Origin of the sequence: Novosphingobium tardum, assembly GCF_042652045.1 — a bacterium.
GTDB classification, from domain to species: Bacteria; Pseudomonadota; Alphaproteobacteria; order Sphingomonadales; family Sphingomonadaceae; genus Novosphingobium; species Novosphingobium tardum.
This window is the reverse complement of sequence record NZ_JBHSDR010000003.1, coordinates 325,480-338,957: the sequence shown is the minus strand read 5'-3', so window position 1 is coordinate 338,957 and position 13,478 is coordinate 325,480. Positions and strand designations below refer to the sequence as shown.

The following is a 13,478-nucleotide window of genomic DNA, read 5'->3' as shown; positions in this document are numbered from 1 at the left end:
CGCTAGGCGAAAGTCTCGCCCGGCGCGGGTCCTTCAGTCCCGGCGAGCTGGCGGTGGATCGCCGCCAGCATTCCGCAGAAATAGAGGACGGCCACGGCCGACAGCCCGCTCGAAACCGCGGCGGCGAGGATTCGCTGGGTCTCCCCCGAGGTCAGCAGGCCCAGAATGATCCCGACGACGATCATGACGACCGACATGATCACCACGAACAGTACCAGCACCAGGGCGAAGAACCCGAAGATGCGCCAGAAGCTACCCTGGGTCAGCGCCCACGAGCGGCGCATCGCAGCGACGGGGTTGCGCGCGCCTTCGACCGCAACGATCGGTGCGACCAGAATCAGCCGAATCGCGGCGAAAACGGCAAAGCAGATCACCGCCAGCATGACGACGACCGCCAGCGCGGGCGAGGCGAGCGCGGCGAGACCGACCAGCAAGGTCGCCAGGATGCCAAGCAGCGTGCCGAACAGCAATTGCGCGATCATGTAGGGCAGGAGCCCGCCGGCCCCCGACCGGATCGCGTCGGCCACGGTCGGCCGCGTCCGGTCGCGCATCAGGGTGAGCACCGCAAGCATGCCCACCACCTGGAACACCGCCGCGATCAGCATCATCCACCATGCCCGGCCGTAGAATTCGCTCATCGCCGCCATCATCTGGTCGCGGTCGGCGCCTGGAGCCAGCTCGGGCTCGCCCACAAGGACTGCCAGCGCCAGGCTGGGAAGCAGGAAGAATACTCCGGCCAGCGCGAACATGAGTTCGCGGCTGCGCCCGACCAGACCGGTGGCTTCCTTCCACGCTGCATTGCTGTCGAGCCTGGCCACGGCGATCCCCCTCGTCATCTGACGGGCCGGTTGGCGCGCCGAGAGCACTTGATAAGCCGCCACTTTACCGTCACGCAACTTCCAACATGAACGGGCCTGTTGAACACGACCGCCTCGGACCTCCCGAATGGCGCTGCGAAACGCTGCCGGTGCCTTATCGCGACGCGCTGGACGAGATGGCGGCGCGCAACGCCGCGATTGCCGAAGGCACCGCACGCGAGCTGATCTGGCTGCTGGAACATCCGCCGGTCTATACTGCGGGGACCAGCGCCGACCCCGCGGAACTGCTGGATCCCCGGTTCGACGTGGTCGAGGCAGGGCGGGGCGGCCGCTACACCTATCACGGTCCGGGCCAGCGCATCGGATATGTCCTGCTCGATCTGCGCACCCGCGCCCGCGACGTGCGCGGCTTCGTCCACGCACTCGAAGGCTGGGTCATCGACACGCTGGGCGATTTCGGGGTCGAATCGTGGCGCGCAGAGGGCCGCATCGGCATCTGGACCCGCGACATCGACGGGCGCGAGGCCAAGATCGGCGCGATCGGCGTGCGCATCCGCCGCTGGGTCACGATGCACGGGTTCTCGGTGAATCTCGATCCCGACTTGTCCCATTTCGCCGGAATCGTGCCGTGCGGCATCGAGGAATATGGCGTCACCAGCCTGGCCCGCCTGGGCAAGACGGTTGCGCCCGAGGCATGGGATCGGGCATTGCGCGCGCGGGCCGGCGAATTCTTTGCCGCGCTCGAACGACCATGCCCCCCCGCTGCCGATCGAACCGCGGCCAAGGAGACCTTGCGATGACCCGGCGCCGCTTTTCCGCCGATCGCCCGCAGACCGCCGCGACCGTCGTCCTCGCCCTTGCGCTGGCCCTCACCGCATGCGGCAAGAAGGCCGCATCGGATGCCAGCCAGGGCGCGACGGGCGAAGTGCTGCCGGGCTCGGTCAGCGATGCGATGCTTCAGACCGACCGCCTGCGTGCGTCGGCGCCGCTCGATCCGCGCAGCGGCGCGGCCCCGGGCGACAAGACCGCATCGGACAAGGGCAAGCCCGGCAAGAGCGCGCCGACCGCAGATGCCGACGGGGGCGACGCGTCGACGACGACCACGCCCTCGCCTGCGCCAAGCGCGGCGCCGCAGGCCAAGGCCGCTCCCAAGAGCGGCCCCGGCGTCGATCCCAACGACGGGGAATGATCAGCGGGTCTGGGGTTGGCCCAGCAGCCGCCGCGCCAGCTTGAGGTGCGGCTGGTCGAGCATGCGCCCGTTCAGCGAGACGACGCCCGCCCCGGGTTGGGCCGCGAACGCGGCGATGACTGCGCGGGCATCGGCGAGTTCCGCCTCGCTGGGGGCAAAGGCCGCGTTGATTGCCGCAACCTGACCCGGGTGGATTGCCAACATCCCTGAAAATCCGTCGGCGCGGCTGGCGGCCGCAACGCGTTCCAGTCCGCCCTGGTCGCGGAAGTCGGCGTGAAGCGTGTCGATAGCGGGCACGTCGAGCGCGTGGGCGGCCAGAAGGGTCATCGAACGCACAAGGCGGAAGGTGTCGGTCCAGTTGCCGTCGGCATCGTGCTTGCGGCTGGCGCCGATCGCGGCCGACAGGTCCTCCGCACCCCAGGTCAGGCCGGCGAGGCGCGGCAGCGAAGCGTCGGCATAGCTGCCTATGGTCAATGCGGAACCGGCGGTTTCGCTGACGAGGGGCAGGATACGGGTGGTTCCGCTGGGAATGCCGTGGCGTCCCTCGAGTTCGTAGAGTTCGGCGGCAAGCTGCTGCACCTGCATCGGGCCGAGCGCCTTGGGCATCATGATGCCATCGGGCGCCGCGCCCATCACCGCGGCAAGGTCGTCGCGCCACAGGCCGGTGTCGAGCGCGTTGATCCGCACCCACCGCCCCGTCGCACGCCCGGCGGCGATGCCGGAGCGGTGCGCGGCCAGCCATTCATGCGCCAGGCCGCGCGCCGCGTCCTTCCCGTCGAGCGCGACCGAATCCTCGAGGTCGACGATGATGGCGTCGGCCCCGGTCTCGATTCCCTTGGCGAGCTTGCGTTCGCTGTCGCCGGGAACGAACAGCCAGGAGCGCGGAACCATCTTCGCCTGTCCTCGCCCGACGGGATTATTCGGCCGCGACCCGCGCCTGCTCTTCGGCAAGCGTCGGATAGTCGACGTAGCCGGCGGGACCCGGCAGGTACCACGAGCGCGGCACGTCCACGTTGGGTGCGAACGGCGCACCCACGCGGATGCGTTCTTCCAAGTCGGGGTTCGAGATGTACGGACGCCCGAAGCTGACCGCGTCGCAGCGCCCCGAGGCGACCGCGGCGGCGGCGTCCTCGGCGGTGTAGTCGCTGTTGAGGACGAGCGGGCCAGTGTAAAGCTGGCGGATCAGCGGGCTTTGGGGCGGAACGTCAGTGCTGCCGAAGGTGCCTTCCGGTCCCGGCTCGCGCAGCTCGACGAAGCTGATGCCAAGGTTTTCCAGCACGCGCGCAGCTTCACCGAACACGCTGGCGGGATCGCTGTCGTCGGCGCCTTGCGATTCGCCGTTGGGCGAAAGGCGGATCGAGACGCGGTCGGCGCCCCAGACCGCGATCAGCCCTTCCAGCACTTCGCGCATCAGGCGAGTGCGGTTGGCCGGGCTGCCGCCGTAGTCATCGTCGCGCAGGTTGGTGCCGTTGCGCAGGAACTGGTCGATCAGGTAGCCATTGGCGCCGTGAAGCTGGACGCCGTCGAAGCCCGCTTCCTTGGCGTTGGCGGCGGCGCGGGCATAGTCGGCGACGATGCGCGGCATCTCGTCGAGCCGAAGCGGACGGGCCTGTTCCAGCGGCTTGCGTCCGCTGGGCGTGTGGGCCGGACCGGGTCCGGTGGTCGCGCTCGACGAGACTGGCGGCTCGCCGCCGAGGAAATCGGGGTGAACCAGGCGGCCCATGTGCCAAAGCTGGAGCACGATCTTGCCGCCGGCCTCGTGGACCGCCTCGGTCACCGGCTTCCATGCTTCGGTCTGCTGGGCGTTCCAGATTCCCGGTGCTGCGGGCCAGCCCAGGCCCTCAACGCTGATCCCGGTCGCTTCGCTGATGATGAGGCCTGCGCCGGCGCGCTGGCGATAATACTCGGTCATCAGTTCGTTGGGGATCGAACCCGGGTCGGACCGGCCGCGGGTGAGCGGAGCCATGAGAATGCGGTTCTTGGCCTCGATCGCGCCGAGCTTGATCGGTTCGAAGAGCGGGGCAGTAGCGGCAATGGGGGTCAGGTCGGTCACGGGGCGAGATCTCCGCACGAAAAGGGCTGCGCTTGGACGCAAGACGCGGCTAGGGCGAAACAATGGCAAGCGCAACCGCAGCAAAAGTTGCCCCGGGACTAGGCCGGGTACTCCCCGGCTGGGCGCCGATCGCGGCTTTGCTGGCGGGCAACGTCGCGCTGGCGCTGGGCCCGTGGTCGGTGCGCTGGGCCGACAGCGGGCCGGTAGCCGCGGGATTCTGGCGCCTGGCGCTGGCGATCCCGTTCCTGCTGTGGCTCGCGCGGCGCGAAGGGCAGGTCCTGCTGGGTCTGCCGCGTGATCTCATGGCAGCGGTGATCGGCGCGGGCGTGCTGTTCGCCGCCGACCTGGCAAGCTGGCACGTCGGGATCGAGACCACCCGCCTCGGCAACGCGACGCTGTTCGGCAACGCGGGAAGCATCATCATCATGGGCTGGGGCATCGCAAGGCTGCGGCGCATGCCCCGCCCGTTCGAGACGGCGGCTTTCGTCGCAGCGCTTGCGGGCGCAGCGATCTTGATGGGCCGCAGCCTCGAGATCGACGCGCGCAGCCTTGTGGGGGACCTGTTCTGCATCCTCGCCGGCTTCTTCTACGCGTTCTACATTCTGCTGCTCCAGGGTGCCCGCGCGCGGCTGGGAAACTGGAGCCTGCTGACCTGGGCCAGCATCGCCGGCGCGCCGTTCCTGCTGGTGCTTGCGCTGGCGCGGGGCGAACCGGTCTGGCCGCACCACTGGGGCCCGCTGATTGCGCTCGCCCTGGGAAGCCAGGTCATCGGACAGGGGCTGCTGGTCTATGCGCTCAAGCACTTCAGCCCGCTGATCATCGGGGTCGCGCTGCTGACCCAGCCGGTGGTGTCGGTCGCGGTCGGCTGGTTCGTGTTCGGCGAGGCCCTGGGCCTGTTCGATGTGGCGGGCATGGCGCTCGTCGCGCTCGCGCTCGTCCTGGCGCGAAAGGGCGAGCCCTCGCCCGAGGCAGAAGCGCCATCGACGGCTGCGTGATCGCCTGATAGCGCTGGCGCATGCCATCACGCACAGGGGTTCGCAACATCATGAAATTCCTCTCGATCGCCGTCTCGGCGCTGGCGCTTTCGACATCGCTCGCGGGCTGCGCCGCGATGTCGCGCCCGTCTGCCGGCACCGCCGCTCCATCCGCCAGCGCCGATGCCGCCTTCGCCGCGCTGGGACAGCGTTTCATCGCGTCGCTGACCCGTTTCCAGCCGGTCGACGCGACCACGCTGGGCGAGCATCGCTATGATTCGCTCCTGCCCGATGTGACCGCCGCCGGGCGCGACGCGCGCGAGGCGGAGTGGCGCGCGATCCTGGCCGCGATGGCGCAAGTCGATCGCAGCCGCCTGACCCGCGACAACCAGGTCGATTTCGCCCTGCTCGACAACGACCTGCGCTTTCGCCTGTGGCAGAACGACCGCGAGCAGGCATGGGCGTGGAACCCGCAGCTTTACAACGACATTGCCGCAGGTTCGCTCTACGGCCTTGCCGCGCGCGACTTCGCGCCCTGGCCGCAGCGCCTGCGCAGCGCCACCGCCCGGATGGAAGCGCTGCCGGGGTTCCTGGCGGAGACCCGCCGCCAGCTCGTGCCGTCACGGGTGCCCCCGATCTTCGCGACGACTGTCGCCAAGCAGAATGCGGGGATCGTCCAGATCGCCGAAGAGATGCTGCTGCCCCATGCCGGCGAACTGTCGGGCGCCGAGCGGGCCCGCTTCGATGCAGCGCTGGCGGGGCTAAAGGTGGCGGTCGCGGAACATCAACGGTGGCTCGACACCGTGTTAGTCCCGCAGGCCAAGGGGGACTTCCGCCTCGGTCCCGCGCTCTACAACGAGAAGATGCGTTTCGGCCTCCAGTCGACGATGACCCGGCCCGAACTCAAGGCGCGGGCGCTGGCGGCCAAGGCCGATGCCCGGGGCCAGATGTATGCCCTGGCCCGCGACCTCCTGTCGGGGCGGCCCGGCGCGCCGGCGCTTCCAGCCAGTCCGACCGCCGCCCAGCAGCAGGCCGCGATCGAGGCAGCGCTGGCGCTTACTTATGCCGAGCGTCCCGACCGCGCGCACCTCGAGGACAAGGCGCGCGCCACGCTGGCGCAGGCCACCGAGTTCGTGAAGGCACGCGGTTTCGTGCGGATGCCCGACGGCCCGGTAAAGGTGATCACGATGCCCAAATACCAGCAGGGCAACGCGGTGGCCTATGACGACGCTCCCGGCGCTCTCGAACGGCAGCTATCGAACTTCTACGCGGTGTCGCCGATCCCCGACGACTGGAGCGACGCGCAGGCGACCTCGTTCCTCAGCGAATACAACGACTACATGATCCACGATCTGTCGATCCACGAGGCGATGCCGGGCCACTATCTCCAGCTCGACCATGCCAATCGCGATCCGTCCGTGCTGCGCGCGGTGCTGGGCTCGGGCCCGTTCGTCGAGGGCTGGGCGGTCTATGGCGAAGGGGTGATGATGGACGAGGGCTATCTCGCCCCCGACACGCGCGCGCAGAAACTGTTCGCGCTGACCGTGCTCAAGATGCGGCTGCGCTCGATCACCAACACTCTGCTCGACATCGGCATCCAGACCGAGGGCATGAGCCGCGAGGAGGCGATGAAACTGATGATGGACGGCGCGTTCCAGCAGGAGCGCGAGGCCGCGGGCAAGTGGGTCCGCGCCAGCCTCTCGTCGGTCCAGCTATTGAGCTATTTCACCGGCTATGCCGAACACATGGCGCTGCGCGAGGAAGCGAAGCGGCGCTGGGGGCGGGACTTCACGCTGCGCCGCTACAACGACGCGGTGCTTTCCCACGGATCGCCACCGATCAAGTACGTGCGCGCGCTGATGTTCGACGACGTGCCAATCGAATAGGAGCGCTCAGATCGCCGCCTTGAACGGCATCGTTCCCAGGTCGCCCAGCCCGACCGTGCCGCTCGCCATCTCGAGCATGCGGTCGAGGCTGCGCTTGGCGGCGAGGCGAAGCTCCTCCTCGATCACGATCTGCGGCTGGAGATCGCGCAGCGCGACGTAGAGCTTCTCCATCGTGTTCAGCGCCATGTAGGGGCAGATATTGCAGTTGCAGTTGCCGTCGGCCCCGGGCGCACCGATGAAGGTCTTGTCCGGCACCGCCAGTTCCATCTGGTGGATGATGTGCGGCTCGGTCGCCACGATCAGCGTGTCGGCGGGCGTGGTCTTGGCATATTGCAGGATGCCGCTGGTCGATCCGACGTAATCGGCGTGATCGATGATGTGCGGCGGGCATTCGGGATGCGCGGCGACGGGCGCATCGGGGTGCAGCGCCTTGAGCTTGAGCAGCTCGGTTTCCGAAAATGCCTCGTGCACGATGCACACCCCGGGCCACAGTAGCATCTCGCGCCCGAACTTGCGGTTCAGGTAACCGCCGAGGTGGCGGTCGGGTCCGAAGATGATCTTCTGGTCCCTCGGGATCTGGTCAAGGATCGTCTCGGCGCTGGAGCTGGTCACGATCACGTCCGACAGCGCCTTCACCTCGGTCGAGCAGTTGATGTAGGTCAGGGCAATGTGATCGGGGTGCGCCTCGCGGAAGGCCCGGAACTTGTCGGGTGGGCAGGAATCCTCAAGGCTGCAACCGGCGTCGAGATCGGGCAGCACGACGATCTTTTCGGGGCTCAGGATCTTGGCGGTGTCGGCCATGAACTTGACCCCGCAGAACGCGATCACGTCGGCGTCGGTGGCCGCCGCCTTGCGGCTGAGCTCGAGCGAATCCCCGACGAAGTCGGCGATGTCCTGCAGTTCGGGGCGCTGGTAATAATGCGCCAGGATCACCGCGTTGTGCTCCTTGCGCAGGCGATCGATCTCGCCCCGGATGTCGATACCGCTGAGGTTCTGGGGCTGCGCGCTCATCTCAAGGTCCCTTCGGCTGGCGCGGCGGGCGCCTTCGCCAGCCGAGATAGGGACCGTCGCCTTAGGCGGCAATCCCCCGGGCGAGCGCGATGACCGGCGGCGCCATCGCCGCCAGCGTCACCGCGACGTGCGTCGCCACGACCGCGCCCGCGGCAACCACCGTCGCCGGATGCACGCGGCCGAGCGTACGGCGGTCGTGTCCGACGAGGATCGCGATCGCGCCAAGCTGGATCACCATCGAAAGCCACTGGCCCCAATCGCCCAGCAGCGGCATCGGCAACGCACGTCCAAGCGCGGGCTCGAGCAGGATGAAGGTCGCGGCGATCATCAGCCGGCGGTGCCATTCCCGGTCGCCGCGGCGAACCACGGCCCAGGCGACGAGTGCGGCGAACGTGCCGATTTCGATCACCACCAGCGCCAGGAAATAGGCCGGGGTGAAGAAGGGTGGGACCGCGTTGGCCCGCAGCGCGGTGGTCACTACCATCAGCGCAAATACGACTATTGCCGCGACCAGGCCCGTAGCCAGCCAGCCGAGGCGGCGGTGAAGCACCACGTTGCCACTGCGCGCGAGGATCGGCTGGGCGACGAGCAGCGCAAGCCACGCAACCATCGTAAGCGCGTGGGCATGGGCCACCCAGGGCAGCGCCGCGACGTCGACGAAACGGGCGTCGAACTGCGCGAAAGCCACGACGATGAACAGTGCCAGGCCCAGGGCGAGGCGTCCGAAGAACCGGCGTTCGGCCGCGGCGGCCGCACGCCCGGCAGGGTCGCCCTGATCGAGCGATGCGAATGTGGTTGCCATGATGTCATTCCTCCCAAGTGCCCGGTTACGTCTCCGGGCATGTCCGGGCCGCCCAATAGCGGCGCCCCGGGAAGAGGAAAATGACGCCGGTCACATCGGAATCGGCGGTTCGTCGAAAGGCTGGGCGATCAGGGGAAATGCGCTTCGACAGGACGCGCCGCGCCGGGAGTACCTTCGACCACCCAAGACGTCAGGCGCGATCCGACCGGACTGTGGGCGATGGCCTCGCCCGCCGCGAGCGCGCCAACGATGATCGCCACGCCCCACCACAGCGCCGGGTGGACACGGCCGTGGCGGCGACGGTCGGCGATCATCGCGAAGCCGGGAAACACCAGCGTGGCGAGGTTCACGACCACCCAGGCATAGGGAATGAACAGCGGCGTCGGCAGGAGCCGACCCAACCCCGGCGCGGTCAGCAGCGCCATGCCGCAGAGCATCAGGCGACGATGCCATGCGGTGCGGCGCCGCAGCGTGATCGCGCTCGCCACCAGCGCTGCAAAGGCAAGCAGTCCCACCGGATTGCCGACCAGGAATTCGCGCTTGTCGAAGAACGGGGGGCCGCCGTGAGTGCGCAGCGAGACGAGGGTCATCATCACGCCGAGGACCAGCATCGCCGGCACCCATGCAACCGCAAGCCAGCCGAGCCGGCGATGCAGGGCAAGCCCCTCACCCGCGATCAGCGTGTTCTGGGCAAGATAGAGCGCGACCCATCCGAAGAAGACGAACGCGTGGAGGTGAAAGACCAGCGGGACGGCGAAAGTCGACCGCCCGAGCACGAGATTGAGTGCGAACCCCGCGACGATCGTCGCTGACATGAGCCATGCCATGACGAGGAAGAACTTTTCCTCGCTGCGCCGTTCGCCCGCCTGTCCGTATGCGGTTGCCATCCGGCCCTCCTGCCAGCGCGACCCGCCGCGGAGGATGCTCTGGGCAGAGCAAATGTCAACGGGGCGCGATCAGGGCGGCGGCGCGGGTTCCCCGTCGAAGCGGACGTTGACCTTGACGTCGCCATAGCCCGCAACCTGCAGCGGGATCGCCAGGTTCTGGCGGATCGCGTCCCTGGCGGCGGAGCGGGCGAGGTTCATGAGCACCGGATTGGCAGCCTGGGTGGTCGCCTGTTGTTCGGCCAGCAGGGTGGTATTGCGGTTGAGCTTGTCCTGCGCGTCACGAGTGATGAACACACCCTCGCGCAAGTACTGGGCACGCGCTTCGTCGAGGTTGGGCCGCGTGACCTTGAGCGGGGGCAGCAGCACCGCCAGCGTCTTGCTCGCTTCGTCCCAGCGCAACCGGTCGCGTGTCATCGCCGACAGGTCGAGCGTGTAATCGACCCGCGCGGGGATCACCGCCACCTGCTTGGAATGGACCAGGCCGAACAGCCGCGTGTCGTCGCTGGAGACGACCGGGACCAACTGCGCGCTGAACACCGTCAGGCGGTTCTGCTTCTCGAACGCGACCAGGCTGGTCGCCAGCGGATCGCCCAGCTTTGCCGGCTTGAACATTAACCATGCGAGCGCGGCGACCGTGACGAGGAACAGGAGCCAGGGCAGCGCCGAGCCGCCGGCAACCGATCGGTCGCGGGCGATCTGGCTGGTGGGCGAAACCGTCGGCGTCCGCGCAGCATAGGCAGGCGGCTCGTCGTGCGAGGTTATTCGGTTATCTTCCATGTCTCACCCGAACGGACGACCCGGCCCTGACGTTCCAGATCGACGAGGTGGGCGAGAACCGAGCGGCCGGCGGCACCGGTCAGGCGCGGGTCGAGGCCCTTGTACATCTGCGGCACCATTTCCACGATCGGCTGCGCGCGCTCGCCCAGAAGGCGCAGGATCTGCGTCTCACGCTGGCGGCGATGGCCGAGCATGCCGCGCACCAGCTGGCGCGGCTTGTCCACCGCCGGGCCGTGGGCGGGATAGAACACGCGGTCGTCGCGGTCGTGCAGCTTCTGCAGGCTTGCCATGTAGGCGCTCATGTCGCCGTCGGGCGGCGATACGACGGTGGTCGACCAGCCCATGATGTGATCGCCGGTGAATAGCGCGCCCGATTCAACCAGGGCATAACAAAGGTGGTTGCTGGTGTGCCCGGGGGTCGCGACCGCCTCCAGCGTCCACCCATCGCCGCTGATCCGTTCGCCGTCGGCCAGCACCCGGTCGGGCGCGTAAGTCGGGTCGAACGCGGCATCGGCACGCGGGCCGTCATCGTCGAGAACCAGCGGCGCGCAGCCGATCACCGGGGCGCCGGTCGCCGCCTTCAGGGGCAGCGCCGCGGGGCTGTGGTCCCGGTGCGTGTGAGTGCACACGATCGCCGCGATGCGGGCGTCGCCTACCGCAGCAAGGATCGCCGCGACATGCCCCTCGCCATTCGTATCGGCGTGGCCCGCGACACCCGTGCCCGCCGGACCCGGATCGATCACCGCCACGTCGGCGCCGTTGCCGACGATGTAGGTTTCGGTCCCGGTGTAGGTGTAGGGCGAGGGATTTGGGGCGAGCACGCGGCGCACCAGCGGCTCGACGCGTTCGGCAATCCCGGTGGGCCAGGGTTCGGGCGGGGCTTCCATGCCGGTCGATATGGCTATCGCCGGCACTTCTGTCGAGCATTGCTCTCGACAGCGCTCGACCGGCCGCGCTAGCTCGGCACCTGGGGAGGAACGGCGAACGATGAACGGTGCGGAACGCCTGATGTTGGTGCTCGATGCGGGCACCACCTCCACCCGGGCGATGGCTTTTGCCCCCGACGGTGCGTTGCGCGCGGTGGTTCAGCGCGAAATCACCCAGCATTATCCGCAGCCCGGGCGGGTGGAACACAACCCCGAGGAAATCTGGCAGGCCGCGCTGGCCTGCGCGCGCGAAGTCGTGAGCCAGGGCGGCGGGGCCGATCGCTTTGCCGGGATCGGCATAACCAACCAGCGCGAGACCGTGGTTGCCTGGGACAGGGCGAAGGGCCAGCCACTGGCCCGGGCGCTGGTCTGGCAGGACCGTCGCACCGCCGACACTTGCGAGGGATTGCGCGCCGCGGGGCACGAGCCCGAGGTCCAGCGCCGCACCGGCCTGCTTCTCGATCCCTATTTCTCGGCCACCAAGATGTGCTGGCTGATCGACAATTCAGGCGAGGTCGCCGCTGCGGCGCAGGCGGGGACGCTGGCGCTGGGGACGGTCGAATCGTGGCTCGTCTTTCGACTGACCGGCGGCGCGCATATTTCCGATGCCAGCAACGCCAGCCGCACCAGCCTGCTCGCGCTCGATGGCGCACAGTTCGACGAGGGGCTGTGCGAGCTGTTCGGCGTCCCACGTGGGGCACTGCCCGAAGTGGTCGATTGCGCAGGCGATTTCGGCGCCACACTGCCCGAACTGTTCGGCGCGCCGATCCCGATCCTGGGGCTGGCCGGAGACCAGCAGGCCGCAACGATCGGACAGGGCTGCAACGCTTTCGGCCAGGTCAAGGCCACCTATGGCACCGGCGCATTCGTCCTCGCCAACATGGGCGGCGACCTGCCCGCCTCGCACCACCGCCTGCTCGGCACCGTGCTCAGCCAGCTTGACGGAAGGCGCACATACGCGCTGGAAGGTTCGGTGTTCGTGGCCGGAAGCCTGATCCAATGGCTGCGCGACAGCCTGGGCGTGATCGCCACCGCGGCCGAGACCGCTGCCCTCGCTGCCTCGGTGCCCGACAGCGGGGGCGTGGTGCTGGTCCCGGCGCTGTCGGGGCTGGGCGCGCCTCACTGGCGGCCCGAGGCGCGCGGAGCCCTTACCGGGATCAGTTTCTCTACCACCCGCGCTCATCTGGCCCGCGCCGCGCTCGAGGCAATGTCCAGCCAGACCCGCGACCTCATGGAAGCTTTCGCCGCCGATGGCGTGCCCTGGGCCATGCTGCGGATCGACGGCGGGATGAGCGCGAACGACTGGATGGCGCAGGATCTTGCCGACATTCTCGACCTGCCGGTGGAACGGCCCGCCTTCGTCGAGACGACTGCGCTGGGGGCCGCGATGCTCGCGGGCCTCGGCAGCGGCTGGTTCGCCTCGTTGGAGGAGGCCGCAGCCGCGATGCGCGGCAAGATTCACCGCTTCGAGCCGGCGATGGACGCGCCGACGCGCGACGTCCGTCTCGGCCGCTGGCGTGACGCGCTCGCCAAGGTCTGATCCCGCCAAGTCTCGTTCGCAGATTGTCGCCTGCAAAACCGTTCCAACCCGGGACAGTCCCAAAATGGCTTGTGCAAGAATGGTTGACGAAGGTGGTCGGATTCGCCTGCCGCACCTAGAATCACCTTTGCCATGAAAGCTCCGGCCAGCATCAACCCGCGCATCGTCGAAGCGCTCTACTGTGACGCGCTCGTCCTTGCGGACGAGGTGCGCGCCCGGTTCGACGAAACGCGGCGCGCCGGGCTCGAGGCCGAACTGGGCGACGATGCGCGCGTCGCAGTGTCGTGCGAAGGACTCCGCACCACGACCCGGGTGATGCATTGCCTTGCCTGGCTGCTCAATCATCGCGCCTTCTTCGAGGGCGAGATCAGCGAGATGCAGCTGCGCCGCCACGGCCGGCTGATCGGCAACCTGCCGGCTAGCTCTGCCGAGGAAATCGCCGCGCTTCCTCCCGCGATGGGGCGGCTGGTGACGGAGAGTGAGCGGCTCTATGCCCGGATCGTGCGGCTCGAACGGGCGTGGCGGGCGCGCGATGCGATGCTGGTTCCGGTCAACGCGATCGAGCGCCTGCGCGAACGGCTGGGCGCCTCTCTGCGCTGACCGTTCCCGCCGCCC

The 13,478-nt window shown here is 68.5% G+C and carries 14 protein-coding genes; 6 read left to right on the top strand and 8 right to left on the bottom strand.

Annotated elements, in window-relative coordinates; translation table 11 throughout:
• Positions 1-2: 2 nt before the first annotated feature.
• Positions 3-818, bottom strand: a complete 816-nt coding sequence (locus ACFO0A_RS01730; protein WP_379537256.1) for a glycerophosphoryl diester phosphodiesterase membrane domain-containing protein — start codon at positions 816-818, stop codon at positions 3-5.
• Positions 819-904: 86 nt separating this feature from the next.
• Between ACFO0A_RS01730 and lipB the strand changes: the two genes are divergently transcribed.
• Positions 905-1,618 (top strand): lipoyl(octanoyl) transferase LipB, encoded by a 714-nt coding sequence (gene lipB / locus ACFO0A_RS01725; RefSeq protein WP_379537255.1) that lies wholly within the window; start codon positions 905-907, stop codon positions 1,616-1,618.
• Positions 1,615-2,007, top strand: a complete 393-nt coding sequence (locus tag ACFO0A_RS01720; RefSeq protein ID WP_379537254.1) for a hypothetical protein — start codon at positions 1,615-1,617, stop codon at positions 2,005-2,007. The genes lipB and ACFO0A_RS01720 overlap by 4 nt, the downstream gene beginning before the upstream one ends.
• On the opposite strand, the gene ACFO0A_RS01715 is transcribed toward ACFO0A_RS01720, so the two are convergent.
• A complete protein-coding gene (locus ACFO0A_RS01715) occupies positions 2,008-2,898 on the bottom strand; it encodes an HpcH/HpaI aldolase/citrate lyase family protein (protein ID WP_379537253.1) in 891 nt (296 codons plus the stop codon). It lies immediately after the preceding gene.
• A gap of 25 nt (positions 2,899-2,923) precedes the next feature.
• Entirely contained in the window at positions 2,924-4,060 is a 1,137-nt protein-coding gene (locus ACFO0A_RS01710; RefSeq protein ID WP_379537252.1) for an alkene reductase, read from the bottom strand.
• A gap of 62 nt (positions 4,061-4,122) precedes the next feature.
• Here ACFO0A_RS01710 and ACFO0A_RS01705 point away from each other — a divergent pair, with 62 nt between their 5' ends.
• Together ACFO0A_RS01705 and ACFO0A_RS01700 are read left to right on the top strand one after the other, a co-directional pair.
• The gene (locus ACFO0A_RS01705; protein ID WP_379537251.1) at positions 4,123-5,055 is read left to right on the top strand and encodes a DMT family transporter; all 933 of its coding nucleotides are present in this window, start codon (positions 4,123-4,125) and stop codon (positions 5,053-5,055) included.
• A gap of 20 nt (positions 5,056-5,075) precedes the next feature.
• Entirely contained in the window at positions 5,076-6,920 is a 1,845-nt protein-coding gene (locus tag ACFO0A_RS01700; RefSeq protein ID WP_379537250.1) for a DUF885 domain-containing protein, read from the top strand.
• A gap of 6 nt (positions 6,921-6,926) precedes the next feature.
• On the opposite strand, the gene nadA is transcribed toward ACFO0A_RS01700, so the two are convergent.
• The 5 genes from nadA to ACFO0A_RS01675 form a co-directional block, all read right to left on the bottom strand.
• The gene (gene nadA, locus ACFO0A_RS01695) at positions 6,927-7,931 is read right to left on the bottom strand and encodes a quinolinate synthase NadA (protein ID WP_379537249.1); all 1,005 of its coding nucleotides are present in this window, start codon (positions 7,929-7,931) and stop codon (positions 6,927-6,929) included.
• A 61-nt stretch (positions 7,932-7,992) separates the two neighbouring features.
• Positions 7,993-8,733: a hypothetical protein gene (locus ACFO0A_RS01690; protein ID WP_379537248.1), complete on the bottom strand. Its 741-nt coding sequence runs from the start codon at positions 8,731-8,733 to the stop codon at positions 7,993-7,995.
• Positions 8,734-8,861: 128 nt separating this feature from the next.
• The gene (locus ACFO0A_RS01685) at positions 8,862-9,620 is read right to left on the bottom strand and encodes a hypothetical protein (RefSeq protein ID WP_379537247.1); all 759 of its coding nucleotides are present in this window, start codon (positions 9,618-9,620) and stop codon (positions 8,862-8,864) included.
• A 69-nt stretch (positions 9,621-9,689) separates the two neighbouring features.
• Positions 9,690-10,397 (bottom strand): DUF4230 domain-containing protein, encoded by a 708-nt coding sequence (locus ACFO0A_RS01680; RefSeq protein WP_379537246.1) that lies wholly within the window; start codon positions 10,395-10,397, stop codon positions 9,690-9,692.
• Complete coding sequence (locus ACFO0A_RS01675; RefSeq protein ID WP_379537245.1) at positions 10,379-11,284, bottom strand: MBL fold metallo-hydrolase; 906 nt, start codon at positions 11,282-11,284, stop codon at positions 10,379-10,381. The genes ACFO0A_RS01680 and ACFO0A_RS01675 overlap by 19 nt, the downstream gene beginning before the upstream one ends.
• A 100-nt stretch (positions 11,285-11,384) precedes the next feature.
• Between ACFO0A_RS01675 and ACFO0A_RS01670 the strand changes: the two genes are divergently transcribed.
• Positions 11,385-12,863, top strand: a complete 1,479-nt coding sequence (locus tag ACFO0A_RS01670; protein ID WP_379537244.1) for a glycerol kinase — start codon at positions 11,385-11,387, stop codon at positions 12,861-12,863.
• Between the two features lie 132 nt (positions 12,864-12,995).
• Entirely contained in the window at positions 12,996-13,463 is a 468-nt protein-coding gene (locus ACFO0A_RS01665) for a DUF1465 family protein (protein ID WP_379537243.1), read from the top strand.
• The last annotated feature ends 15 nt before the right edge of the window (positions 13,464-13,478 follow it).

Coding starts and splice junctions, on each gene's coding strand:
- lipB (WP_379537255.1), top strand. CDS start 905: ATGAACGGGCCTGTTGAACACGACCGCCTCGGACCTCCCGAATGGCGC.
- ACFO0A_RS01700 (WP_379537250.1), top strand. CDS start 5,076: ATGCCATCACGCACAGGGGTTCGCAACATCATGAAATTCCTCTCGATC.
- ACFO0A_RS01665 (WP_379537243.1), top strand. CDS start 12,996: ATGAAAGCTCCGGCCAGCATCAACCCGCGCATCGTCGAAGCGCTCTAC.
- ACFO0A_RS01675 (WP_379537245.1), bottom strand. CDS start 11,284: ATGGAAGCCCCGCCCGAACCCTGGCCCACCGGGATTGCCGAACGCGTC.
- ACFO0A_RS01670 (WP_379537244.1), top strand. CDS start 11,385: ATGAACGGTGCGGAACGCCTGATGTTGGTGCTCGATGCGGGCACCACC.
- ACFO0A_RS01720 (WP_379537254.1), top strand. CDS start 1,615: ATGACCCGGCGCCGCTTTTCCGCCGATCGCCCGCAGACCGCCGCGACC.
- nadA (WP_379537249.1), bottom strand. CDS start 7,931: ATGAGCGCGCAGCCCCAGAACCTCAGCGGTATCGACATCCGGGGCGAG.
- ACFO0A_RS01715 (WP_379537253.1), bottom strand. CDS start 2,898: ATGGTTCCGCGCTCCTGGCTGTTCGTTCCCGGCGACAGCGAACGCAAG.
- ACFO0A_RS01690 (WP_379537248.1), bottom strand. CDS start 8,733: ATGGCAACCACATTCGCATCGCTCGATCAGGGCGACCCTGCCGGGCGT.
- ACFO0A_RS01705 (WP_379537251.1), top strand. CDS start 4,123: ATGGCAAGCGCAACCGCAGCAAAAGTTGCCCCGGGACTAGGCCGGGTA.
- ACFO0A_RS01680 (WP_379537246.1), bottom strand. CDS start 10,397: ATGGAAGATAACCGAATAACCTCGCACGACGAGCCGCCTGCCTATGCT.
- ACFO0A_RS01685 (WP_379537247.1), bottom strand. CDS start 9,620: ATGGCAACCGCATACGGACAGGCGGGCGAACGGCGCAGCGAGGAAAAG.